We start from the raw sequence: 21,826 nt of genomic DNA, 5'->3' as shown, positions 1-21,826 counted from the left end.
TTGCTGGCAGAAGCGCTCGAACACCTTGTCCGCGGCATTGTCGACTCCCCTGAGGACGTCAAGGTCAGTGCCAAGAACAACCGCCGCGGGGATACCCTCGAGGTGCGCGTTCACCAGGAAGACCTCGGACGGGTAATCGGACGCCAGGGACGCACCGCGCGTGCACTGCGCACTGTCGTGGCGGCACTGGCGGATGGCGAGCAGGTCCGGGTCGACGTCGTCGACACCGACCGCCGCCGGTAACGCGCCTGCAGCACTTGCCTTAACGTCCGGCCCCTCCACCAGTTCCTGGTGGAGGGGCCGGACTGCTTTGGGCCCTCACGCCTGCGCGCGTGCCCAGGTCCCGCGAAAATCCCCCACGTATCCACGCAGCCCAAACAGAGGAACACATGCAGCTTCAGGTGGCCCGTATCGGCAAGCCCCACGGAATCCGCGGCGAGGTGACCGTCCAGGTGCTCACCGACGCGCCAGAGGACCGGTTCGTCCCCGGCACCGAGTTCGTGGTGGAGCCGGCCTCGGCCGGGCCGCTCACCGTGCGCAGTGCCCGCTGGAACAAGGACATCCTCCTGCTCGGCTTCCAGGAAGTCGCTGACCGCAACCGTGCGGAAACGCTCCGCGGCGCCAAGCTGTTCATCGAGACCGAGGAGCTGGACGAGGACGCCGACGAAGGCTGGTACGAGCACGAACTTGTCGGCCTTGAGGCGCGCGTCGGCGCGCAGCCGGTGGGCAAGGTCACCGCCCTCAACACCATGCCCGTGCAGGACCTGCTCGTCGTCGAAACACCCGAGGGCAAGGAAATCCTCATCCCCTTCGTGGAACAGATCGTCCCGGAAGTGAACATCGAGGACGGTTATGTCCTGCTCACCCCGCCGGCAGGCCTGTTCGAAATCAACGAGGAAGGCGCCGACGACCCTGAAACCAGGGGTTCGGACTCTGCCGAAGACGACGCCGAGCCGGAGGCCAAAGCGTAGATGAGAATCGACGTCGTCAGTATTTTTCCCGAGTACCTGGCACCGCTGGACCTGTCGCTCATCGGCAAGGCCCGCCAGGACGGGCTGCTGGACCTGAACGTGCACGATCTCCGCTCGTTCACAACGGACCGCCACCGCACCGTGGACGACACCCCGTACGGGGGCGGCGCCGGTATGGTGATGAAGGCCGAGCCGTGGGCGCAGGCGCTTGAGTCCGTGGCGGCTGCCCGGCCTGCCGGCGCAGCCAGGCCCGTGCTGATCGTCCCGTCCCCGGCGGGGGAGCGGTTCAACCAGGCACTGGCGTACGAGCTGGCCGAGGAGGAGCAGCTGGTGTTCGCCTGCGGGCGCTACGAAGGCATCGACGAGCGCGTCATTGAATGGGCCGCAGAGCACTTCACGGTGCGCCCGGTCAGCCTTGGCGACTACGTCCTCAACGGCGGTGAAGTGGCCGTGCTGGCCATGGTGGAAGCCATCGGCCGGCTGCTTCCGGGGGTCGTGGGCAATCCCGAGTCCCTCGTGGAGGAGTCGCATTCGGACGGGCTGCTCGAGTACCCGGTCTACACGAAGCCCTCAGTTTGGCGCGACCGGGAGGTCCCGGCCGTCCTGCTGAGCGGCAACCACGGCAAGATCGCGCAGTGGCGGCGGCATGAGCAGTACCGCAGGACGGCCGAACGCCGTCCTGACCTGCTGCGGACGTTCGACGCCGGGGCCCTGCCCCGCGCGGACCGCGCGGCTCTCGCGGACCTGGGGTACGACGTCGTCGACGGTCACCTCCGGCTCCGTGATTAACCAATCCGTGCCACATGTGGCAAAATTAATCCTTGTGTCTGCTGGGTCCGCGCCTGCCACAGGGGGAGCGTAGCCAACAGCAAGGCACCCCGGTGCTGCCAAACGGTGGCGGGACCGGACTTCAACACTTCGGCGGCAATTCCCGGAACTTGTCCGGGCTTGGCCGCCGTGACCCAAAGTGGATGACCTGTGGCGTTCACCAGGAGTGGATCAATGCATATCCTCGATTCCGTAGATGCAGCCTCGCTGCGCACCGACGTTCCCGAGTTCCGCGCGGGTGACACCCTCAAGGTTCACGTGAACATCATCGAAGGCAAGAACTCCCGTGTCCAGGTGTTCCAGGGCTTCGTCCTGGGCCGCCAGGGTGACGGCATCCGCGAAACCTTCACCGTCCGCAAGGTTTCCTTCGGTGTCGGCGTTGAACGTACCTTCCCGGTGCACTCCCCGATCATCGAAAAGATCGAGGTTGTCACCAAGGGTGACGTCCGCCGCGCCAAGCTTTACTACATGCGCGCACTGCGCGGTAAGGCTGCGAAGATCAAGGAAAAGCGCGACTTCAGCACCGCCAAGTAAGTCCAGCCGGACTTTCACGGCGGGTCCTGACCCCGTGTCCGGCCAGCGCCGGAGCCATCCGCAACAGCGCCACAGGATACGGATTATGGACCAGACAAAACGCCAGCCAGGGAAACCCGGCTGGCGTTTTGCGTTGCTGGCAGTGCTGGCCGCTGTCCTGGTCAGCGGGCTGATCCGCTCGCTCTGGCTGGACGTGTATTACATTCCGTCCGCTTCCATGGAGCCGCTGTTCGGCACCGGCGACAGGATCCTGGTATCCCGCACGGCCTTCCAGTCCGAACCGATCCGCCGCGGCGACGTCGTCGTTTTCGACGGCCGCGGTTCGTTCGCCCCGCTGAACAGCGGAAAAGGCCCGCTGCAGGAAGCGGCGGCCGCAGCGGGGCACTGGCTGGGACTCACCGGCAGTGATACTACATATGTGAAGCGGGTCATCGGGCTTCCCGGCGACCGCGTGGTCTGTTGCGACGCCGGCAAACGCCTCACAGTCAACGGTCAGCCACTCGTGGAACCCTATCTGTATGAGGGCGACGCAGCGAGCACCCAGAAGTTTGACGTAACCGTTCCGGAGGGCAGGCTGTGGCTGCTCGGCGACCACCGTTCCGTCTCCGCGGACTCCCGCAGCCTGCTGGGGGCGCCCGGCGGCGGCATGGTGCGGCTGGACAGGGTGATCGGCAGGCCGGTACAGATTCTCTGGCCGCTTGATAGATTTGCGTCAGTGGCACGGCCGCCGCTGGCGGCCCAAACAACAACAAAGGACGGACAGTAGATGCCGGAAATCGATCCCGGGAGTTCAGAGCCGCGGCAGACTGCTGCGGGGCCGGGACGGCATGCCGCCCAAGAGCCCGTTCCGGAAGCTCCGGCCCCCGGCGCAAGCGGCGGCCCCGAACCGGCGTCGGCTGCTCCCGCCGGTGCCCGCCGCCAGGAAAAGCGCCATGCCCGCAACCCCTTCCTGCTGTGGCTGAAGGAGATTGCCACGGTGGTTGTGATCGCCGTCGTGCTCTCCTTCCTCATCAAGACGTTCCTGTTCCGGGCCTTCTACATTCCGTCCGAGTCCATGGTGAACACCTTGGACATCAACGACCGCATCTTTGTGAACCTCCTTGTTCCGGAGCCGTTCGCCCTCGAGCGCGGTGATGTCGTTGTCTTCAAGGACACCAAGGGCTGGCTGCCGCCCACACCGCCCAAGGCCGACGGCCCGTTCAGCGTTGTGGAGGACGGGCTGACCTTCGTCGGGCTGTTGCCCGACAACTCCGAGCAGCACCTGGTCAAACGGGTCATCGGGCTGCCCGGGGACCATGTTGTCTGCTGCGACGCCGGCGGGAAGATCACCGTCAACGGTGCCGCGCTGGACGAGAAGTACGTCAATCCGGCGGAAGTTCCCGCGGTCCGCACCTTCGACGTCGTGGTGCCCCAGGGCAAGGTCTGGGTGATGGGGGACAACCGCAACCACTCGGCGGACTCCCGTGCCCACACCGACACCAATGGCGGCTTCGTCGATATCGCCGATATCGAGGGCAAGGCCGCAGTCATCGCCTGGCCAATGAACCGCTGGGCAGCCCTGGACAACTACCCCGACGTCTTCAAGAACGTGCCCTCGGCAGGCTAGCCATGTCCGTTGCACCCACGCTTGATTACGAGAAGCGCTTCCTGCCCCGCGGCGCACGGTTCCTGGCCGGCGTCGACGAGGTAGGCCGCGGCGCCCTCGCCGGGCCGGTGAGCGTTGGCATCGCGGTCGTGGACCTGCAGAACATGGAACTGCTCGCCGACGTCCGGGACAGCAAACTGCTCAAGGCAGCGGACCGTGAACGGCTTGATCCGCTGGTGCGCGCCTGGAGCGCCGCCTCTGCTGTGGGGCATGCCAGTGCCCGCGAAATCGACGAACTCGGCATCATGGGTGCCCTCCGGACTGCGGGAAACAGGGCCTGGTTTCAGATCCTGGGTGCCGGTATCACGCCGGACGTGGTCCTGCTCGACGGCAGCCACAACTGGCTCTCGCCCGCCGTGCAGCCCTCGCTGTTCGACGAGGTTGTGGTGGACCCGGGGTGCGACGCGCCGGTCCACACGCTGGTCAAGGCGGACATGCAGTGCCTCAGCGTTGCCGCCGCAAGCGTCCTCGCCAAGGTGGAGCGGGACGCCGCCATGCAGGCGCTGCACCTCGAGTTCCCGGCATTCGGATGGGACGTCAACAAAGGCTACGGCACGGCGGCGCACCGCGAAGCCATCCGCGCGTGCGGCCCGAGCCCCTACCACCGGGTGAGCTGGAACCTGCTGACCGGGTAGCGAAGCGGCTGTCCGGGCAGCGGGTGCGCGGGTTTCCGCCGCATGGTGCAAGATGGAACCATGAGTGCCGAAGACCTTGAGAACTATGAGACCGACATGGAGCTCCAGCTCTACCGGGAGTACCGCGATGTTGTGGGTCTGTTCAGCTACGTGGTCGAGACCGAGCGGCGCTTCTATCTGGCGAACCATGTGGACCTGCAGGCACGCAGCGCCGACGGTGAAGTCTATTTCGACCTCACGCTCCAGGATGCGTGGGTCTGGGATGTCTACCGCTCAGCCAGGTTTGTGAAGAGCGTCCGGGTCATCACGTTCAAGGACGTCAACGTGGAGGAACTGCCGCGCAACGAGGAACTCGCGCTGCCCAAGGACGTCGACCTCGGCAACTGAGGCTGCTGCCACTGCCCGCCTCGGTGGCACCATTCCTCCACAGCCCGTGTTTCCGCGGATTGCACCTGCCTTTCCACATAGCGTGAAACCTGTCTTTTCCGTGTGAGTCCGCCCCCGCAGTCTTGATGCGGAGGTGGATATGAAAGCCAAGGACCTGCTGGGCCGGCGCGGGGAAGAGCTTGCGGCGGAATACCTGGAATCACTGGGGATGCTCATTGTCGAGCGCAATTGGCGCTGCCCGGACGGCGAAATCGACATCGTCGCGCTGGACGGGGATGCGCTGGTGATCGCGGAGGTGAAGACGCGGCGCTCCCTCGCCTACGGTCACCCGTTCGAAGCGGTGGGCGCAGACAAGCTTGCCCGGCTGCACCGCCTGGGACTGGCCTGGTGCCGGGAGCACGGGCTGCGGTTGCCGCTGCGCCGGGTGGACGTCATTGCTGTGCTGGACGATGGCACTGGCACACCCACCGTTGAGCACCTCAAGGAGGTGCTGTGATGGCGTTGGGACGGGCCTATTCGGTGGCCCTCGTCGGCCTGAATGGCTACATGGTGGAGGTCGAGGCCGACATTGGCCAGACCCTGCCGGCATTCGTGCTTCTCGGCCTGCCCGATGCTTCCCTCAATGAGGCCCGGGACCGCATCCGCTCAGCGGCACAGAATTCGGGCATTCCGCTGAGCAGACGGAAAATCACGGCCAACCTCATCCCGGCGTCGCTCCCCAAGCGGGGTTCCGGCTTCGATCTTGCCATCGCGATGGCCGTGCTGCGGGCCGCGGAGGACATCAGGCCCACCGGGCGCACCGTTTTCATTGCCGAGCTCGGACTGGACGGTCGGCTCAGGCCTGTCCGCGGGATCCTTCCGGCAGTGATGTCTGCGGTGCAGGCGGGATTCTCCGACATTGTGGTGGCGCAGGCCAATGTGGTTGAGGCGGAGCTTGTTCCCGGCGCCAGGGTCCGGGGGTACAGCACCCTGGCGCGGCTGGTGTTTGATTGTGGCGCTGATCCGCAGGACCTCGCTTTGGATTTCGTACCGGAGGAAGAGCCGGCGGCGGCGGAGCCTGCACCAGTGGAAGTGCCCGTGCCGGACATGTGCGACGTGTCCGGCCAGGCCGAGGCGCGTTGTGCCCTTGAGGTAGCTGCCGCCGGTGCCCACCACCTTCTGCTGACCGGTCCGCCGGGAGTCCATCCTAAAGTGAGGATGCTTCAAAGCGTTCAGGTTGAGCCGCCTCACTGCGGTCTCTGGTCGATAATGTGCGGAGATCCTCATGGCACCGCATCATGTATGCTCCAACCCACCGATGACGATGGCCACTTCTGGCGAAGACGTTCCAACCAGAACCAATACGCTGCGCTGCCGCTTGGGGCCGTGCCCGGATTTAGTTCTGCGAGTTTCAGGAAGAGAAGAATCGATCCCCGTTCCCACTCGTTGTGAGTACCTGCCTGACGTCAGGTTGGGCTTGCGTCAACTTGAGTGAGTGGGTTGCCGTCCATTCGGAGCTCCTACGCCAGTGCTGCCACGCGCACTGCTTCAAGTGGAGGTGCTGGATGTTCCGGGAACGATCAAGCTGCGCCCGCCGCTACCCCAAAACCTCCAGCTCCTGTAGCTTTCCCAGTGCCACGCCCGCCATAAATTGTGCTTGGTCGACCAGGATGCTGTCATCAAACGTTGCCCTGGGCGAGTGCATGGGAGCCCACTCCATGGGGTCGACATCCGGAGACCCGGCTCCGAGGTGCCCGTACGCTCCGGGGACCTCAACGAGGACACGTGAGAAATCGTCAGAGCCTGTCCGGGGGTTGGGGCTCGGTACGAACCGTTGCTCACCATAGAATGTGCGCGCAGTCCTGCTCCAAAGTTCGGCGTCGGTGTCGTGATTGGTGGTCGCCGGCATTATCGGAGTGAACGCTGCCTCAGCGGTTAATTGATGCGCGGTCGCCAGTTGCCGGATAAGGTCCGGCAGCTCCTGGGCGAGCCGCGCTTCAACACCGGGGCTGAAGGACCTGACGCTGGCCGAGAATTCCGCCGAGTCTGGTATGACATTAGAGGCTGAACCGCCATGGAATTGGCCCACGGACAGGACTACGGGATCAAAAACGTTGAAGCGCTTGGTGACATACGTCTGTAGGGCACCAAGCATTTCAGCAGCTACCTGAATGGGGTCCAGGGCCTGGAAGGGCCGGGAGCCATGCCCGCCACGCCCGATAACCTTTACGGAGAGATCTCCGAAGGCTGCCATGTAGGCGCCAGCGCGGGTCGTGAACACACCTGACGGCATGTCCGACACGACATGGAGGGCGTAGGCAGCATCCGGGCGTCTGCCAGCCGCGCTAAGAACACCTTCTTCCAACATGATGCGGGCCCCGTCATGTCCCTCTTCCCCCGGCTGGAACATGAAGATGACGTCACCGGTCAGGCGGTCACGTATGGACGAGAGCAAACGGGCAGCACCTATGAGGCCCGCTGTATGCAGGTCATGGCCGCAGGCATGCATCGCTCCATTGGTCGAGGCAAACGACAAACCAGTCTTTTCCGCCACGGGTAATGCGTCCATGTCACCCCTGAGCAGCACAGTGGGGCGGATGCCGGGCGGGGCCGGGGTGGCCCCGCCGCGTAGTACCGCAACCACCGAGGAGGCGGCTTGTCCGAGCGTTACTTCGAGGTCGAGTTCCTTGAGCGCTTCCAGGACCCGTGCCTGGGTACGGGGCAGATACAGGCCGACTTCAGGTTCTGCGTGCATTTCCCTGCGGAAATCAACCAAGTCACTTCCAAAGGACGGGATCGCCGCCGAGGCACCCTCAAGGAAGCTCAGCGCTGAAAACGGCACCGCATCTGTTGTTGTCGTATCTGTCATTTGAAGGACTTTCTCGTGTTGGCCGCCCCGCTGCGCCATTCCTGACATACGCGGGGACCCGCTTCGTGACCGTGAGTCACGTTTCCCGGAAATTTGTCTCAAACGCCGCGGGGCGTGGCTTCATGTTGCGGTCGGATATGACCCTTAGAGCGGAAGGTCGGTCCTGTCCACGCCAATCACGCGGTCGCCGGTGAAGAAACGGACCCCATACTGCGGACCGTGACCACCGATACCGCTGGTGCCCCAAAAGCTCTGGCGCGAATTTCCGGCGAGGTCGCTCATGAAGGTGCCGTTGATGCGGATTTCACCGGCACGAATACGGGATCCCACTTCGACGGCCCTTGCTTCGTTGCCGCCGAAAACGTAGGCGTCCAGGCCGGTTGCGAGGCCGTTGGCATGGCTAATCGCCTCCTCAACCGTGTGTACGGCATGTACCGTTACGAGCGGCCCGAAAAGCTCTTCGGAGGCTGCCTCGGCGGCACATCCGACGATCATCCCCGGCGCCATGAACCAACCGTCAAGATCCGGCAGCTCGCCGCCAGTGACGAGCTTGCCCCCCAGCTCGAGGAGCCGGTTCACTGAGGCTTTCAAGCCATCGCGCTGCCGCTGGAATGCCAGGGGACCCACTTGCGTCGATTCATCCAGGGCGTTTCCGACCCGGAGCTTCCTGAGTTCGGACTTCATGGCCTCAACGAAACGGTCGTGAATGGACTCGTCAACCAGGACCTTGCCGGGCGCCTCGCACCACTGGCCGTTGAGACGGGTCATGCCCTGCACAATGGACCGAGCCGCAGAGCTGACATCGGCATCATCCAGAATGATCACGGGATTGTTGGATCCGAGCTCCATCTGCATCACCGCCAGATTGGATGCGGCGGCCTGCGCGACTGTGCGGCCTGCGGAATCGCCGCCCGTGAACGAAAGAGCCTCGATCCTGGGGTCTGATGTCAGCAGTGACCCTGTCTCCGAATTTCCATGAACCAGCTGAAACGCGGAGCTCGGGTAATCAAGCTCGGTCATGGCAGCCACGATCGACTCGGCGAAGAGCTGGCAACCGCCGGGGGCATTCTCGGAGGGTTTGAGAATCACCGGGCAACCTGCCGCGATGGCTGCCGCCACCTTGCCGACCACGGTGAAGGTTGGGGCATTCCAGGGACCGACGATGAGGGCGGGGCCGAGTGGCTTGCGCAGGATGACCACAGACCTGTCATGGTCAAGGGTCTCCGATTCACCAAGCTGCTCTGCTTCACTGATAGTTCCGCGGATTCTGTCCCCGAGTGCGCCGGCAATCAGGCGGGTGGTCCGGATAGGGACTCCGGTGTTGATGCTGTCCTGTAATGCGATTTCTTCGCTCTTGGCATCGAGGGACGCCGCTACCTCTGTCAGGAGCTCAAGACGGTCGCGGAGTTTGATGTCTTCAAGTTTTCCGGACCCGTGCAGTGTCGCTGCTGCGGCGAGTGCGCGTTCGACATCATTCTTCGCGGTCTTGCGCATCGGCTGTCGGGGTTCGCCGGTATTCGGGTTGGTGAGGTAGCGGCCGCTTTCTTCGAGCTGCAGCCATGCACCGTCAACAAAGGAGCGTTGCTCGACGAGGTCGGGGGCAATGTCTGTCAGTTGTGCTAGTCCTTCAGCAGTCATTTAAGGTGGCTCCTCTGGTTTCGTTTGTTGTCTTTTTCGTCCATGGCCAGCGATGGCGAATGTTGGGCCCGGACGTATGGCTGTTCATGTGTGGGAGGATTTGCAGCGCCTCGTCGCGCCGCTTTCGTGCCGGAACGATTTACAAGGTTCTCCGGATCACGATTACCTGTCGGTCATGTTCAGCACCACGCGGATGGTTGATGCTTCCGCCATCGCTTCGAACCCCTCGTTGATGCGTTCGAAGGGCAGTTCCTTGGTGACCATTGCATCGAGATCCAGTCGGTTGTTCAGGTAGTGGTCTGTGAACATGTCGACGTCGCTGAGGAACCTGTTCGCGCCCATGTAGGCGCCTTGCAGATGTCGGTCACCGTAGACAAGTGCATCTGCGGGGATACGCAGTTCGGACCCTGTGGGCATGAGACCGAGGATGGTGGCGGTTCCGGTCGGGCTCAGGAGCGAAAAGGCGAGTTCCGCTGTCTGGCTGCGGCCCACCGCCTCGATTGCATGGCTGACACCCTGGGGAAGAAGTGATCGGACCTGGCCGAGGGTTTCTGTCGGGTCGGGTGATGAGACGACAGTGTCTGTGGCTCCGAAGTTGAGGGCGAGCTCCAGCTTCGCCGGCACGGCGTCAATGGCAATGATTCGTCGGGCCCCAGCCAACCTGGCACCCTGAATGGCAGCTATTCCAACACCGCCGCAACCGACTACGGCAACAGTATCTTCTGACCCCACCTTTGCGCCGTGAATAACCGCGCCGACTCCCGTGCTGATGCAGCAACCGAGAAGACACGCCACCTGGGGAGGCAGGTCCGAGCCGACCACTGCAACGGATGCCTCTTTCACCAGGAAGGCCTCTGCAAATGCGCCGATACCGCCGAGCGACTCAACGCTTGATCCATCAGGTGAGAGGAGCCTGGGGCGAGCCCGCTCACGCATTGAATCGACCCGTTCGCACTGGGTCGGGCGCCCGCTGATGCAGTTACGGCAGGCTCCACAGGAGGGGGTGACCGTTGCCACGACCCGGTCACCGGTCTTAATTCTTGTGACCGCAGAGCCAACACGCTCGACAATGCCTGCGACTTCATGCCCGAGGACAGCCGGCAGAGAGATATCCAGCGACCCCTTCAGGTAGTGCAGATCGCTATGGCACAGTCCCACGCGCTCGGTCCGGATGAGAACCTCATGGTCCTCCGGATCGTCCAGCAGCAGTTCGCGGATCTGGAGAGGGGATCCGGGCTTTTCCAGCACGGCGGCAAGAATCGGTGTAGTCACTTGGCTTCCTCGTTGGTTGAGGTGCTTGCAGATGGGTCGCTTCGACCATCTTCAGCCCTGGTGGAATTTCAAAAGTGTGTGGAGGGAACAGCCTTTACGACCGCTATGTGCAAGGTGACCAGCGCCGGCTCCACTGTTGACCTGAAGGGATGAGGTCAGCTTCCAGTTCAAACTCGGATTCCACGCCGGTTGTCACCCGCTGCTGCCCAGCGCTCAACGTGGCGTTCCATGGCGCGGAGCGCTTTCTCCAGCTTCGCCAGGAGTACCCGTGTCTCCTCTTCGTTGATCACCAAGGGCGGGGACAGGATCACAGCGTTGTTCAGCGGGGCGATGCCGGCCGGATAGACAATGAGTCCCTGGGCGAGGCATTCCTGCACGAATGTGTTGGCCGTTCCGAGCGACGGATCGGGTGCCTGCTTGCTTTCCTGGTCCATAACGAACTCGAAGCCCCACAGGAGGCCCCGGCCGCGGACGTCGGCCATGCACCGGTACCGGGTTGCCAGGGAGAGCAGACCCTCTTCGAGCTGTTCCCCCCGTTGCCGGACGTTTGCGAGGACGTTCCGGCGTTCCATGAAGTCCAGGACCGCCAGGCAGGTGGCTGCCCCGAGGGGGTTCCCCGAGAAGGTGTGCCCGAACGGAGCGACGCCGCTGCCGTCCCTGAGCGCCTCGACGATGTGGCTTCGCAGCAGGACGCCAGCAACAGGGGAATAACCGGCACTCAATCCTTTGCCCATAAGAAGAAGGTCCGGCACGACGTTCTCGTAGGAACTCGTGAACCAATCTCCCGTGCGCCCGATACCCGTGATTACCTCATCAATGATCAGCAGCACATTCAACCGGTCACAGATTTCGCGCAGCCGGGAGAGGTAGCCGGCCGGAGGTGTCAGGACCCCGCCGGCGGCTCCCACTATTGGTTCCACGATCACTGCTGCGACTGTGCCGGGGTCCTCGTTCCGAATGGCTTCTTCGAAGGCTTTCGCAGCCCGCAGCGCGTAGTCTTCTTCGTTCTCGCCCGGCTGAGCGAAGCGATATGCATAGGCTGGCGGGGCGAAGGAGAACGCATGCAACAACGGCCCGTAGTCGGGGCGGCGTGCTGCGTGCCCGGACATCGACAGCGCTCCCATAGTCATGCCGTGATAGCTGATGTTCCGGCCGAGGACTTTGACTTTGCCCGGGGCGCCCCTTTCGCGCCAGTAGCTGACGGCTGACCGAATGGCGAATTCGGACGCCTCCGAGCCGCTGTTTACGAAGAACGCCCAGTCAAGGTCGCCGGGAGCCATAGCGGTGAGCCGACGCGCCAGGTCCTCGGCGGGCGCATTGGTGAACTGGGTTCGATATGTGAAAGCCACGCGGCCGGCCTGGTCCTTCATGGCCTCTGCAACTTCTTCAACCCCATGGCCGATGTTTGCAGTCATGGCGCCGCTGCAACCGTCCAGGTACTGCCGACCGGCTGAGTCGTACAGGTAGACTCCCTGGCCATGCGTGACCACCGGATACCTCTTGTCAATGGTCTGCTTCAACAGAGCGCTCATGGAACTGGAAAACTCCTTTAAGGTTTGGCTTCTTTGGCACTGCCACGACGAGACGGATACGACGGCAGTGCCTCCGGTGCCCGTGTGGTCGTTGGTGACAACGACCCGGGCACCGGAGGCGGGGTGTGCCGCTCTTATTCCGCGGCTGCGCCGTTCCGGCTTTCAGCGGGTTCGTGCTCCTGGTCTGACATCGCTGGCACCAGCGCGGCGTAGGCAGCGGGCCGCTTTGAACGCATTACCAGGGCGGTCATCAAACCGCCGACAAACAGGGCTCCCATCACCGACAGCAGGATGCCTGCCGCGAGTTCGCCGCCGACAAGAAGGCCGAAGTTCTGCACGACCAGGAAGACAATCACCGCGAGACCGATCACTGCAAGTGCCGGCGCGAACAGCGTGGCCCAAAGCTTTCCCTTTGCCTTTCTCCGGAAGAACACGAGCACCGAGAATGAGGTCAGGGCCATCAGAACCACCACACCGAGCGTCGCAGATCCGGAGAACCAGGTGTAGGCCTCCGTCACCGGGTCAAGCCCGATGAGCGCCTCGACTCCAAGCAGGGCAATTGCCACAATCGACACAGTCAAGGAGGCCTTCGAGGGAGCCCGGTGGCGAGGATGGACGGTGCCAAGCCCTGCCGGCAGCACGCCCTGGGATCCCAGGGTGAACAGGTAGCGCGTGAGGACGTTCTGGAACGTCAGAATGCACGCGAAGAGGCTGCTGATCAGGAAGACCTGAAGGAGAGTGGCAAGGACAGGCGAAACGTACTTGGCAGCCAGACCGACCACGATACTGGTGGGATCGTCTGTTGCCACTTCGACGATGTGGCTGTCACCGACGCCGGCCTGCATGGCCCATGCGGTGAAGGTGTAGAAGATGCCGACGCCGAGAACGGCAATGTACGTCGCGCGCGGTATTGTCCGGTCGGGGTCACGCGCCTCGTTGCGGAAAACCGCGGTCGCCTCAAAGCCGATGAACGAGAAGAAGGCAAACATGACACCCAACGGGGGCACACCTTCCCCCAAGCGTGCGGGGGAGAGCGAGTCAGCACTCAACCCCTCGGCACCACCATGCACGACGACGCCGATATTCACTGTCAACAGAACGACAGTTTCGATGACCAGGACCACGCCAAGGACCTTGGCGGAGAGCTCGACATCCCGGTACGCAAGGGCACCGCACGTTGCCATTAGCACAAGGCTGCACAGCCACCAGGGAAGATCCGGACCACCCAGGTCATGGACAGTGGTCTGGGCCGCCGATCCCAAGTAGGAACACAGTGCGAGAAACAGGAGCAGGTATGTGCCGAGTGCGAAGGTTGATGCACCAAGCCCCATGCCCCGGCCGAGGCCCGTCTGAATGTACGAGTAAAAGGCCCCTGCGTTCTTCACGTAGGGTGTCATCCGTGTGAAGCCCACGGCGAACAGGAACAGGATCGCCGTAGCAATCAGGAAAAACAGTGGGCCGCCCGTGCCTTCGGAAGCAGAGACCACCACGGGCCAGCCGGCGACCACAGCTGTCATCGGTGCGGCACCCGCCACGACCATGAACACGATCGACCCGACACCGAGCCCGCGGCCAAGTAGCTTGTCCGGACTCAAGATTCCGTTGGGTCCCGCATCCACGGGCTCAAATTTAACATCGTTAGTTGCCATTCGTCCCTCCAGGACGTTCGAAGTTCGATGATCTTCACGACGCCTTCGATAAGACGGAACCGAATCAGGCGTCGCGGAACTCAGCTTTGGCGGCCCCCTTGCCGCACAAGCGTGTGAACTGCGTTACAGCCTAAGGTCCGGTGCTGCCCGTGCCTGTGTCAGCCCTGCACACTGTCGCCACCGTTCATGGTCGCAATGCACAGTTTCCGCGCCCGATCGCTTCAGTGTGCAGTTTGCACATGGCGCTCATTGATGTGGTGCCCGTCGCACTCGCTCATGGAACGGGTGCGCGGGCATGCTCGGTAACAACGGAGCTTCCCAGACTTCCCATACGGACTAGGAATCTTCCGACGAAGACCACTCTCCTGAAGGAGCACCGAGTATGAGCAGCATCATTTCCGTTTACAACCCCGCTACCGAGGAACTGATCGGCGAAGTCCCCTCGCACGACCTGGCAGAAGTCGACGCCGCCGTCGAACGTGCCAGGAAGGCGCAAAGCATCTGGGCGCGGAAGCCGATAGCCGAGCGCCGTGATGCACTTTGGGCCATCGCCGATGCAGTCATAGCCCACAGCGATGAGCTGGCGTTGCTCGAATCAACCGACGTCGGCAAACCGCTGGCCGCCGCCCGCCAGGAAGTGCTCGGAGTCGCTGAATGCTTCAAGTACTATGCGGGCATTATCGACAAGATCCTCGGAGACACCATCCCCGTGGACGGCGGCATCAGCATGACTTTCCGCGAGCCCATGGGCGTCGTAGCCGTAATCTCCCCGTGGAACTTCCCCCTTCCAATTGCGTCATGGGGTATTGCACCCGCCCTCGCCTGCGGCAACGCTGTCATCGTCAAACCGGCGGCCCTTACCCCGCTGTCCACTGTCCGTCTCGGCCAAATCGTGAACGAACTGGGCGTCGTAGGCGACGCGCTCCAGGTTATTACCGGATCCGGGGCACGCGTTGGTAACGCCCTTGCCGAACACCCCGGCGTGAACAAGGTCAGTTTCACCGGTTCCACCGAAACCGGCCGGTCGATTATCCAGGCTGCTTCCAAGACGATGAAACGGGTGACACTTGAGCTGGGCGGCAAGTCTGCAAGTGTCGTTTACAACGACGTCGACCTTGCCAAGTGTGTTCAGGCGGCTCCCATGTCAGTCTTCGACAACACCGGGCAGGACTGCTGCGCCCGCAGCCGCTTTCTCGTGCAGCGGGGAGTCTTCGACGAGTTCGTTGAAGGGTTCATCGAATCAACCCGGGCCCTGAAGATCGGTAACCCGCTCGACGCCACAACGAACCTCGGCCCCCTGGTGTCGGCGGGCCACCGCGAATCCGTTTCGAGCTTCCTGGGTGAAGGGCTGAACGTTGTCACCGCCGGCGAAGCACCGGAGGGTCCCGGTTTCTGGATGGCACCTCGAATTGTCATTGCGCCGGACCCCAAGAGCAGGGTGGCAACTGATGAGATCTTCGGCCCCATCGCCTCGGTCATTCCCTTTGACACCGAAGAAGAAGCCATCGCTCTGGCAAACAGCTCCATTTACGGGCTGAGCGGCTCAATCTGGACCAACGATGTGGGCCAGGCGCTCAGGACGGCACGGGGAGTGGAGTCCGGCGCGCTCTCAGTCAACTCCAACTCTTCAATCCGGATGCAAACGCCCTTCGGCGGCTTCAAACAGTCCGGCATCGGCCGCGGACTGGGCCAAGCGGCCATCGAGGCCTACACCGAACTCAAAACCGTCTTTGTAAGGACTGATCGTGACAACTGATACAGGGGAACTGGTCCGCACTGACCAAGGCACCTCTTCCGAAGTTTCCAGCGAAACAGGCACCGCTGTGCAGGCCCTCAGCGTCCTTTACGGCAGCCAGACCGGGAACGCGGAATTCCTTGCCTCCAACATCGTGGACAAGGCAAATGCCCAGGGGTATGCGGCGGAGCTCATGAGCCTGGACATGCTGAGCCCGGAAGATGCGGCACGCAAGGAACGCGTACTGATCGTTACCGCCACACACGACAACGGTCACATGCCGGACAACGCGCAGCCGTTTTGGGACCAGCTCCAAAGCGCCGAATCTGACCTGTTCAAGGATGTTCCCTTCGCGGTCCTCGCCATTGGCGACTCGATGTACGAGGACTTCTGCAAGGCCGGCATCGACCTTGACGGGCGCCTCGGCGAGCTCGGCGGCACAAGGATCCTCGACCGCCTCGATTGCGACGTTGACTATGACCTGACGTCGGGCAAGTGGATCAAGGGCATGCTTGAGACCTTCAAGACCGTTGCTCCGAGGAAGCCAGGGACGAACCCGGACGGCTCCACTGTCCAGGGAACAAGGGCTGCCGAGCAGCCCAAAAGCACACGCCGGGAGCCTGATACCGCCACGGTCGTCGAGGCGCGTCTCCTGAGCGCGCCGGGTTCCGAAAAAGAGGTTTGGCATTACGAGCTTGAGGTCAGCGGTGACAGCCGCAACTACCGGCCAGGTGACTCACTTGCTGTGATTCCGACCAACTCCATCGAGCTCGTGGCAGACCTGCTCGCGTTCCTTGGCCTTGAGGGCAGCGAGGTGTTCGGCGATGACGGCAAGACTGTACGCGAGTCGCTTCAAGACGATTATGAGCTCCGGCTGCCCCATCTGGGCATCGTGGCCTGGCTTGTCGAGGATCTTGGGATGGACCATCCTGTGCGGAGCCTGGTCGAGTCCGGTGACCGGAACGCCTTGGAGGACTGGCTGTGGGGACGGGACATGCTGGACGTGTTGCAGGAAACCCGTTCAAAGGACGTCGACCCCCAGGAGTTCCTCTCCATGCTGAGGCCTCTGCAGCACCGGTCGTACTCCATCGCATCCAGCCCTCTCGCTGACGGGGACCGCGTCCACCTGACGGTCTCCTCCGTGCGATACGAGATTGCCGGCCGCCGGCATACGGGTGCGTGCAGCGGTTTCCTCCAGTCCGCCGCACAGACCAGGACGGCCATGAAAGTGTTCCCGCTTCCGGCGCACGAGTTCCACCTGCCCCCCGACAGCTCAGCTGACGTGATCATGATCGGTCCCGGTGTCGGAGTTGCCCCGTTCCGTGGCTTCCTCCGTGAACGTGAAGTCTCACAGGCCCGGGGACGGAACTGGCTTTTCTTCGGGGACCGCCACGAAAGGCCGTCCTGGCTGTACCAGGCGGAAATGGAAGAACTGCAGGGAACCGGCGTGCTGGATCGTCTCAGCCTGGCTTTCTCGCGGGATCAACAGGGCAAGGTCTACGTCCAGGACCGGATCCGCGAAGAAGGTAAAGAGATCTTTGCGTGGCTATCCGGAGGAGCCTCGGTGTATGTCTGCGGTGGCAAACAGATAGCACCTGACATCGACGAAGCCCTGCTGGCCGTGCTCGGCAGCTACGGCGCAATGACCTCCGACAAGGCGCACGATTACCTGCAGTCCATGAAGGGCGAAGGACGTTACGTCAAGGATGTCTACTAGGCCCACTCACCCTGCCCGGTTCCGAGAAGACTTCGGGCCCTTGGAACCGGGCAGGAACACGTAAAAGTCTTTGGCCCGTGCGATGCGAGGGCCTTCAAATGTGAGCTGGCTTACCGGATGCATGCAGCCGGCAATCATGATGTGCATCTTGCACATACGCCAAGCACACCCCCCATTTAGTGTTTTTAGTAACCAATATCAATGAGGATAAAGAGGTACACAGTGAATCCGATCACACAGGTCCCGGAGGACCTCCAAGAACTCGAGGCTATTGACATGCAGGATCAATCCGCAACGGCGTCAGCCCACGACGAACTGCAAAAGTTCGTCTCCGAAAACGACATCAGAACCTTCAAGGTGGGCGTGGTGGACCTGGACGGTGTGTGGCGCGGTAAGCGCATCCCCGCCCGGTATTTCCTCGAAAGTGTCGCTGAGCGCGGGACGAATATCTGCAACATCATCTTCGGCTGGGATATTCAAGACGAAATCATTTCCGATCTCAGCTATACGGGTTGGGACTCAGGCTACCCTGACGTGACGCTCCTCCCGGATCTCAGCACCCTGAAGGTCGTTCCCGGAGAACCCGGCGTGGCTTCCGTCATTTGCGACGCCTACGAGATGTCGGGCGAACCTGCGGCGATCTGCCCCCGGAGCATTCTCAAGCGGGTCATCAAGAAAGCCGAAGACCTCGGCTACTCGCCGGTCTGCGCCTACGAGTTCGAGTTCTACCTGTTCAAGGGCACTCCGACGGAGCTTGCTGCCCAAGGCTGGCGGGATCTGACCCCCATTACTGCCGGGAGCCACACCTACAGCCTCGTCAGGGACACAGGCACCGAGTTCCTCATCGGTGAGATCCGGCGCCGCCTGTCCGAGCAGGGCATCTTCATCGAGGCCAGCAACAGCGAAAACGGACCCGGCCAGTTCGAGATGAACATCCACTATTCCGATGCTCTTGCAGCAGCGGACAACGCCCTCCGGCTTAAGGTCACCGTCAAGGAAGTGGCCGCTGAGGCCGGCTACACGGCATCGTTCATGGCCAAGATCAATCCCGAGTGGGCCGGATCGTCCGGGCACATGCACCAAAGTCTTTGGGATCCGGAATCCGGCAAGTCAGCCTTCGCCAATGCCGAAGAACCCGGCGAGCTGAGCGCCATCGGGTACAACTACCTGGCGGGCGTCGTCGAGACGGCACCGGAGCTGACAGCCCTCTACCTGCCCACTATCAACTCCTACAAGCGGACCGAAGGCGGTCAGTGGGCCGGATCCAGTGCCACCTGGGGGCTGGACAACCGTACAGTCGCCATCAGGTCGATCCCGTCAAAGGGCAGTGCTGCACGCATCGAAAACCGGGTGCCGGGAGCCGACGCCAACCCTTACCTGGTCATCGCCGCAAGCATCGCCGCCGGCCTGCACGGCGTGGACACCAAAATGACCGCTCCCAAGCGGGTCGTAGGCAACGCCTATGCCCTGGAAGAAGGACACCAGGTCAAGCAGCTGCCCGGAACACTTGACCAGGCCATCGAACAGTTCGAGAAAAGCGAGGTCGCCAAGGCGTACTTCGGCGAAACGTTCGTGAACCACTACGTCCAGACGAGGCGCTGGGAGCTCCGCAAGCTCCAGACCAGTGTCACCGACTTCGAAATCGCCCGTTACCTGGAACGGATCTAGCGCACAGAGCAGCTAAAGAACGTTCATTCTCCACATTTCATACCCAGAAAGAAGCACACAATGACTACTCACCCCGGAAAGATCGCTGCAGTCACCGGAGCCGCGTCCGGAAACGGCCTTGCAATCGCAGAAAAGCTGCTCAAGGAGGGCGCCACCGTCGTAGCCCTCGACCGTGACGAGGCTGCCCTCGAGCGCTTGGTCGCCCAGCACCCGGAGATGGTTCCTGTTGTTATGGACGTCGCCAACGAAGCCTCGGTCCACAGCGGCATGGCCGAGATCGACGCGAAGTTCGGCCGGCTGGACACCCTTGTCAACAACGCAGGCATTGTCAAGGGCAGCAACTTCGACGACCTCGGCGTAGCCGAATGGGACCAGGTCTTCGCCGTAAACTCAACCGGACCGTTCCTGGTCAGCCAGGCGGCACGACCGCTGCTGGAGAAGGGCGCCGCCGCCCGTGGCGACGATTCAACCAGCGCCATCGTCAACATCACCTCTGTCGAAGCCCACATCGTCATCGCCAGCAGCGGGCATCCCCAGGTGCACTACAACGCTTCCAAGGGTGCACTCCTGATGTTCACGAAGGCTTTGGCCATCGAAACCGCGGCTTCCAAGATCCGCGTCAACGCTGTCGCCCCCGGCTTCATCGAGACCCCGTTCACCAAATCCGTCCTGGAAAACCAGGAAGCCGTGAAGTTCCTCCTCGACCGTACGCCGCTCGGACGGATCGGCCGGCCATCCGACGTTGCCAACGCTGTCGCGTTCCTGGCCAGCGACGAGGCCAGCTGGGTGACCGGTACCACCATCCACGTCGACGGCGGTTGGCTGGTGTACTGACATGCGGGCCCCCCTCATCGCCATTTCAGCGGCCAGACAAACCGTCGACACCGCGTTTGGCCCGATGCCCTCGACAGTCCAGAACATGGCCTATGCCAATGGTGTGCTGACCGCGGGAGGACGCCCTGCCATTCTTCCCTCTTCGGCAACAATTCCCGATGGGGCGCTTGACGGCTTCGACGGGCTCATCCTCACCGGTGGAGGCGATATCAGTCCCCGGCTGTACGGCGAGGACCCGATCGACACGGTCTACGACGTATGCGACATCCGAGACGACTTCGAAATCGAGCTTTACAACGAGGCCATGCTCCGTGGCATACCCATCCTGGCGACCTGCCGGGGGATGCAGCTTATCAATGTGATTCGCGGTGGAACCCTCGTTCAGGAGGTCAGCCCGGACCGGGGCCACTGGCAGGACAACCCGTCACACGAACCATGGCACAGGGTGCAACTGGAACCCGATTCCGAACTTGCCCGCATCGCCAAAAGCCTGAGCATCCCGGTGAACAGCTATCACCACCAGGGCCTGGGTAGGCTCGGAAAGGGCCTTCGTGTCGTGGGACGGGAGGGTGATGTCATCGAAGCAATCGAAGCCGATGATGCCAGCCTGATCGGAGTGCAGTGGCATCCCGAACACATGGTCGATTATGACGAAGCCCAGAAGGCTCTCTTCGTGGATCTCGTGGAGAAGGCCGCGGCGCACGCACAGTCAGAGCAACTACTTCAGGAGCAATTCTCATGAGCACAGAAACCGAGCGCGGGCTCAGCCACAACAAGTCAGACTTTGACTTCCACGGACGGGCCCTCGACAACATCTTCGACGATTACCAGGACATGCTCGCCAATGGTCCTGTCGGTCACAGCGACAAGTACGGCGGCTTTTGGTACATCACCAAGAGCGAAGACATCTTCAATGCGGAGCAGGACCCGGACACTTTCGCTGTCGGACCTTCGATGCTCCTTCCGGCGTTCGGCACGGATGTCCCCCTGATTCCTATTGACATCGATCCGCCGACCCACGCTGATTTCCGCAAAATCCTGCTTCCGATGTTCACTCCCATGAACGTTTCAAAGCTGGGGCCGGGCATGCGGGAGACTGCAAGGCAGCTGTGCCAGGAGGTTCTTGCGGCAGGCGACGTCGTTGATGTGTCGGCGAAACTTGCCCGCCCGATGCCGACGATCATCTTCAGCCGGCTGGCCGGATATCCGGAGCAGGACTGGCCCATTTTCGACCGGTGGATCGACGAGATCATCTATGAGCGGACCGCGCATCCGGAAACGGCATACGCGGCCGGACGCGAGCTGAACGATTACTTCGACCGCCTTCTGGACGAACGGGAAAAAGCCGGACCGGAGGCCGAGGCCAGCAATGATCTGATCACCCAGCTTTTGAAAGCGGAAGTGAAGGGCCGGAAGCTCACGCGCGAGGAGCTGCTGTCGTACTGCTACCTGCTCTTCCTGGCCGGGCTGGACACGACTGCCTGGGCGATCCGTTCTGCCCTTTGGTACCTTGCCGGCAACCAGCAGGCCCAGCAGCAGTTGCGTGAGAACCCGGACCTGATCCCCACAGCTGCCGAGGAGTTCCTGCGGACGCTTTCTCCTGTCCAGGCCATGGCCCGCACGGCCAAGGCCGACACTGTTGTCCGGGGCCAGGAGATCAAGGCCGGAGAACGCGTCGTGCTGGTCTTCGGTGCGGGCAACCGTGACCCGGAGGTCTACGAAGAACCGAACGAAATCAAGATTGACCGTGAAGACAACCGCCACCTTGCCTTCGGCGGAGGTATCCACCGGTGCCTTGGATCGAACCTTGGCCGCGCCGAAATGGTTATCGCCATGGAGGAATTCCTGAAGGCTGTCCCTCACTTTGAACGGGCGAATGACGACGAACCGTGGCACGGCGTCGGCCCGCTGACCCTCAAGATTGGAGCTTGAT

20 protein-coding genes and 1 pseudogene are annotated in these 21,826 nt (G+C 62.5%); 16 read left to right on the top strand and 5 right to left on the bottom strand.

Features of this window, described 5'->3' with window-relative positions:
- The 10 genes and pseudogenes from ACFUTU_RS07255 to ACFUTU_RS07210 form a co-directional block, all read left to right on the top strand.
- Window positions 1–243 (top strand): RNA-binding protein, encoded by a 243-nt coding sequence (locus ACFUTU_RS07255; protein ID WP_076802241.1) that lies wholly within the window; start codon window positions 1–3, stop codon window positions 241–243.
- Window positions 244–389: 146 nt separating this feature from the next.
- Window positions 390–971, top strand: coding sequence for a ribosome maturation factor RimM (gene rimM, locus ACFUTU_RS07250; RefSeq protein ID WP_377962644.1), 582 nt, complete (start codon window positions 390–392; stop codon window positions 969–971).
- Complete coding sequence (trmD, locus tag ACFUTU_RS07245; RefSeq protein ID WP_377962640.1) at window positions 972–1,760, top strand: tRNA (guanosine(37)-N1)-methyltransferase TrmD; 789 nt, start codon at window positions 972–974, stop codon at window positions 1,758–1,760.
- Window positions 1,761–1,973: 213 nt separating this feature from the next.
- Entirely contained in the window at window positions 1,974–2,333 is a 360-nt protein-coding gene (rplS, locus tag ACFUTU_RS07240; protein ID WP_111905994.1) for a 50S ribosomal protein L19, read from the top strand.
- An 85-nt stretch (window positions 2,334–2,418) separates the two neighbouring features.
- On the top strand, window positions 2,419–3,099 hold the full coding sequence (gene lepB / locus ACFUTU_RS07235) for a signal peptidase I (RefSeq protein ID WP_377962636.1): 681 nt from the start codon (window positions 2,419–2,421) through the stop codon (window positions 3,097–3,099).
- On the top strand, window positions 3,100–3,939 hold the full coding sequence (lepB, locus tag ACFUTU_RS07230) for a signal peptidase I (protein WP_377962633.1): 840 nt from the start codon (window positions 3,100–3,102) through the stop codon (window positions 3,937–3,939). It abuts the gene before it with no gap.
- Window positions 3,940–3,941: 2 nt separating this feature from the next.
- A complete protein-coding gene (locus tag ACFUTU_RS07225; RefSeq protein ID WP_377962630.1) occupies window positions 3,942–4,613 on the top strand; it encodes a ribonuclease HII in 672 nt (223 codons plus the stop codon).
- A 60-nt stretch (window positions 4,614–4,673) separates the two neighbouring features.
- Window positions 4,674–5,000 carry a DUF2469 domain-containing protein gene (locus ACFUTU_RS07220; RefSeq protein ID WP_003806068.1) on the top strand — a complete coding sequence of 109 codons (327 nt, stop codon included), beginning with the start codon at window positions 4,674–4,676 and terminating at the stop codon, window positions 4,998–5,000.
- 139 nt (window positions 5,001–5,139) lie between these two features.
- A complete protein-coding gene (locus ACFUTU_RS07215) occupies window positions 5,140–5,496 on the top strand; it encodes a YraN family protein (protein WP_377962627.1) in 357 nt (118 codons plus the stop codon).
- A pseudogene (locus ACFUTU_RS07210) lies at window positions 5,496–6,179 on the top strand (magnesium chelatase domain-containing protein); the annotation flags it as partial. The gene ACFUTU_RS07215 and the pseudogene ACFUTU_RS07210, both read left to right, overlap by 1 nt.
- Before the next feature lie 397 nt (window positions 6,180–6,576).
- On the opposite strand, the gene ACFUTU_RS07205 reads toward ACFUTU_RS07210, so the two are convergent.
- The 5 genes from ACFUTU_RS07205 to ACFUTU_RS07185 all read right to left on the bottom strand — a co-directional run bounded on the left by ACFUTU_RS07205 (window position 6,577) and on the right by ACFUTU_RS07185 (window position 13,885).
- On the bottom strand, window positions 6,577–7,848 hold the full coding sequence (locus ACFUTU_RS07205; RefSeq protein ID WP_377962624.1) for a M20 family metallopeptidase: 1,272 nt from the start codon (window positions 7,846–7,848) through the stop codon (window positions 6,577–6,579).
- Between the two features lie 144 nt (window positions 7,849–7,992).
- The gene (locus ACFUTU_RS07200; protein WP_377962621.1) at window positions 7,993–9,486 is read right to left on the bottom strand and encodes an aldehyde dehydrogenase family protein; all 1,494 of its coding nucleotides are present in this window, start codon (window positions 9,484–9,486) and stop codon (window positions 7,993–7,995) included.
- A 162-nt stretch (window positions 9,487–9,648) separates the two neighbouring features.
- Window positions 9,649–10,758, bottom strand: coding sequence for an alcohol dehydrogenase catalytic domain-containing protein (locus ACFUTU_RS07195; protein WP_377962618.1), 1,110 nt, complete (start codon window positions 10,756–10,758; stop codon window positions 9,649–9,651).
- 167 nt (window positions 10,759–10,925) lie between these two features.
- Window positions 10,926–12,290 (bottom strand): aspartate aminotransferase family protein, encoded by a 1,365-nt coding sequence (locus tag ACFUTU_RS07190; protein ID WP_377962615.1) that lies wholly within the window; start codon window positions 12,288–12,290, stop codon window positions 10,926–10,928.
- 134 nt (window positions 12,291–12,424) lie between these two features.
- Window positions 12,425–13,885 (bottom strand): APC family permease, encoded by a 1,461-nt coding sequence (locus ACFUTU_RS07185; RefSeq protein ID WP_377962612.1) that lies wholly within the window; start codon window positions 13,883–13,885, stop codon window positions 12,425–12,427.
- Window positions 13,886–14,321: 436 nt separating this feature from the next.
- Here ACFUTU_RS07185 and ACFUTU_RS07180 point away from each other — a divergent pair, with 436 nt between their 5' ends.
- The 6 genes from ACFUTU_RS07180 to ACFUTU_RS07155 all read left to right on the top strand — a co-directional run bounded on the left by ACFUTU_RS07180 (window position 14,322) and on the right by ACFUTU_RS07155 (window position 21,825).
- Window positions 14,322–15,695 carry an aldehyde dehydrogenase family protein gene (locus tag ACFUTU_RS07180; RefSeq protein WP_377962609.1) on the top strand — a complete coding sequence of 458 codons (1,374 nt, stop codon included), beginning with the start codon at window positions 14,322–14,324 and terminating at the stop codon, window positions 15,693–15,695.
- Window positions 15,685–17,391, top strand: coding sequence for a sulfite reductase flavoprotein subunit alpha (locus tag ACFUTU_RS07175; RefSeq protein WP_377962606.1), 1,707 nt, complete (start codon window positions 15,685–15,687; stop codon window positions 17,389–17,391). Before ACFUTU_RS07180 ends, ACFUTU_RS07175 begins: the two co-directional genes overlap by 11 nt.
- A gap of 276 nt (window positions 17,392–17,667) precedes the next feature.
- Complete coding sequence (locus ACFUTU_RS07170) at window positions 17,668–19,059, top strand: glutamine synthetase family protein (protein WP_377962603.1); 1,392 nt, start codon at window positions 17,668–17,670, stop codon at window positions 19,057–19,059.
- Between the two features lie 60 nt (window positions 19,060–19,119).
- Window positions 19,120–19,893, top strand: coding sequence for an SDR family NAD(P)-dependent oxidoreductase (locus tag ACFUTU_RS07165; protein ID WP_377962600.1), 774 nt, complete (start codon window positions 19,120–19,122; stop codon window positions 19,891–19,893).
- A 1-nt stretch (window position 19,894) separates the two neighbouring features.
- Entirely contained in the window at window positions 19,895–20,635 is a 741-nt protein-coding gene (locus ACFUTU_RS07160; protein WP_377962596.1) for a gamma-glutamyl-gamma-aminobutyrate hydrolase family protein, read from the top strand.
- The gene (locus ACFUTU_RS07155; protein WP_377962593.1) at window positions 20,632–21,825 is read left to right on the top strand and encodes a cytochrome P450; all 1,194 of its coding nucleotides are present in this window, start codon (window positions 20,632–20,634) and stop codon (window positions 21,823–21,825) included. The genes ACFUTU_RS07160 and ACFUTU_RS07155 overlap by 4 nt, the downstream gene beginning before the upstream one ends.
- Window position 21,826: the final 1 nt, after the last annotated feature.

It is taken from the genome of Arthrobacter sp. NPDC057388 (genome assembly GCF_042668165.1).
Taxonomy (GTDB): Bacteria; Actinomycetota; Actinomycetes; order Actinomycetales; family Micrococcaceae; genus Arthrobacter.
This window is presented reverse-complemented; position numbering and strand designations above follow the sequence as displayed.

Bases quoted from the DNA above. Each gene is read 5' to 3' on its own strand.
- ACFUTU_RS07190 (WP_377962615.1), bottom strand. From the start codon at position 12,290: ATGAGCGCTCTGTTGAAGCAGACCATTGACAAGAGGTATCCGGTGGTC.
- ACFUTU_RS07180 (WP_377962609.1), top strand. From the start codon at position 14,322: ATGAGCAGCATCATTTCCGTTTACAACCCCGCTACCGAGGAACTGATC.
- ACFUTU_RS07170 (WP_377962603.1), top strand. From the start codon at position 17,668: ATGCAGGATCAATCCGCAACGGCGTCAGCCCACGACGAACTGCAAAAG.
- ACFUTU_RS07215 (WP_377962627.1), top strand. From the start codon at position 5,140: ATGAAAGCCAAGGACCTGCTGGGCCGGCGCGGGGAAGAGCTTGCGGCG.
- ACFUTU_RS07205 (WP_377962624.1), bottom strand. From the start codon at position 7,848: ATGACAGATACGACAACAACAGATGCGGTGCCGTTTTCAGCGCTGAGC.
- ACFUTU_RS07225 (WP_377962630.1), top strand. From the start codon at position 3,942: ATGTCCGTTGCACCCACGCTTGATTACGAGAAGCGCTTCCTGCCCCGC.
- ACFUTU_RS07165 (WP_377962600.1), top strand. From the start codon at position 19,120: ATGACTACTCACCCCGGAAAGATCGCTGCAGTCACCGGAGCCGCGTCC.
- ACFUTU_RS07155 (WP_377962593.1), top strand. From the start codon at position 20,632: ATGAGCACAGAAACCGAGCGCGGGCTCAGCCACAACAAGTCAGACTTT.
- ACFUTU_RS07200 (WP_377962621.1), bottom strand. From the start codon at position 9,486: ATGACTGCTGAAGGACTAGCACAACTGACAGACATTGCCCCCGACCTC.
- lepB (WP_377962636.1), top strand. From the start codon at position 2,419: ATGGACCAGACAAAACGCCAGCCAGGGAAACCCGGCTGGCGTTTTGCG.
- rimM (WP_377962644.1), top strand. From the start codon at position 390: ATGCAGCTTCAGGTGGCCCGTATCGGCAAGCCCCACGGAATCCGCGGC.
- trmD (WP_377962640.1), top strand. From the start codon at position 972: ATGAGAATCGACGTCGTCAGTATTTTTCCCGAGTACCTGGCACCGCTG.
- rplS (WP_111905994.1), top strand. From the start codon at position 1,974: ATGCATATCCTCGATTCCGTAGATGCAGCCTCGCTGCGCACCGACGTT.
- ACFUTU_RS07220 (WP_003806068.1), top strand. From the start codon at position 4,674: ATGAGTGCCGAAGACCTTGAGAACTATGAGACCGACATGGAGCTCCAG.
- ACFUTU_RS07160 (WP_377962596.1), top strand. From the start codon at position 19,895: ATGCGGGCCCCCCTCATCGCCATTTCAGCGGCCAGACAAACCGTCGAC.
- lepB (WP_377962633.1), top strand. From the start codon at position 3,100: ATGCCGGAAATCGATCCCGGGAGTTCAGAGCCGCGGCAGACTGCTGCG.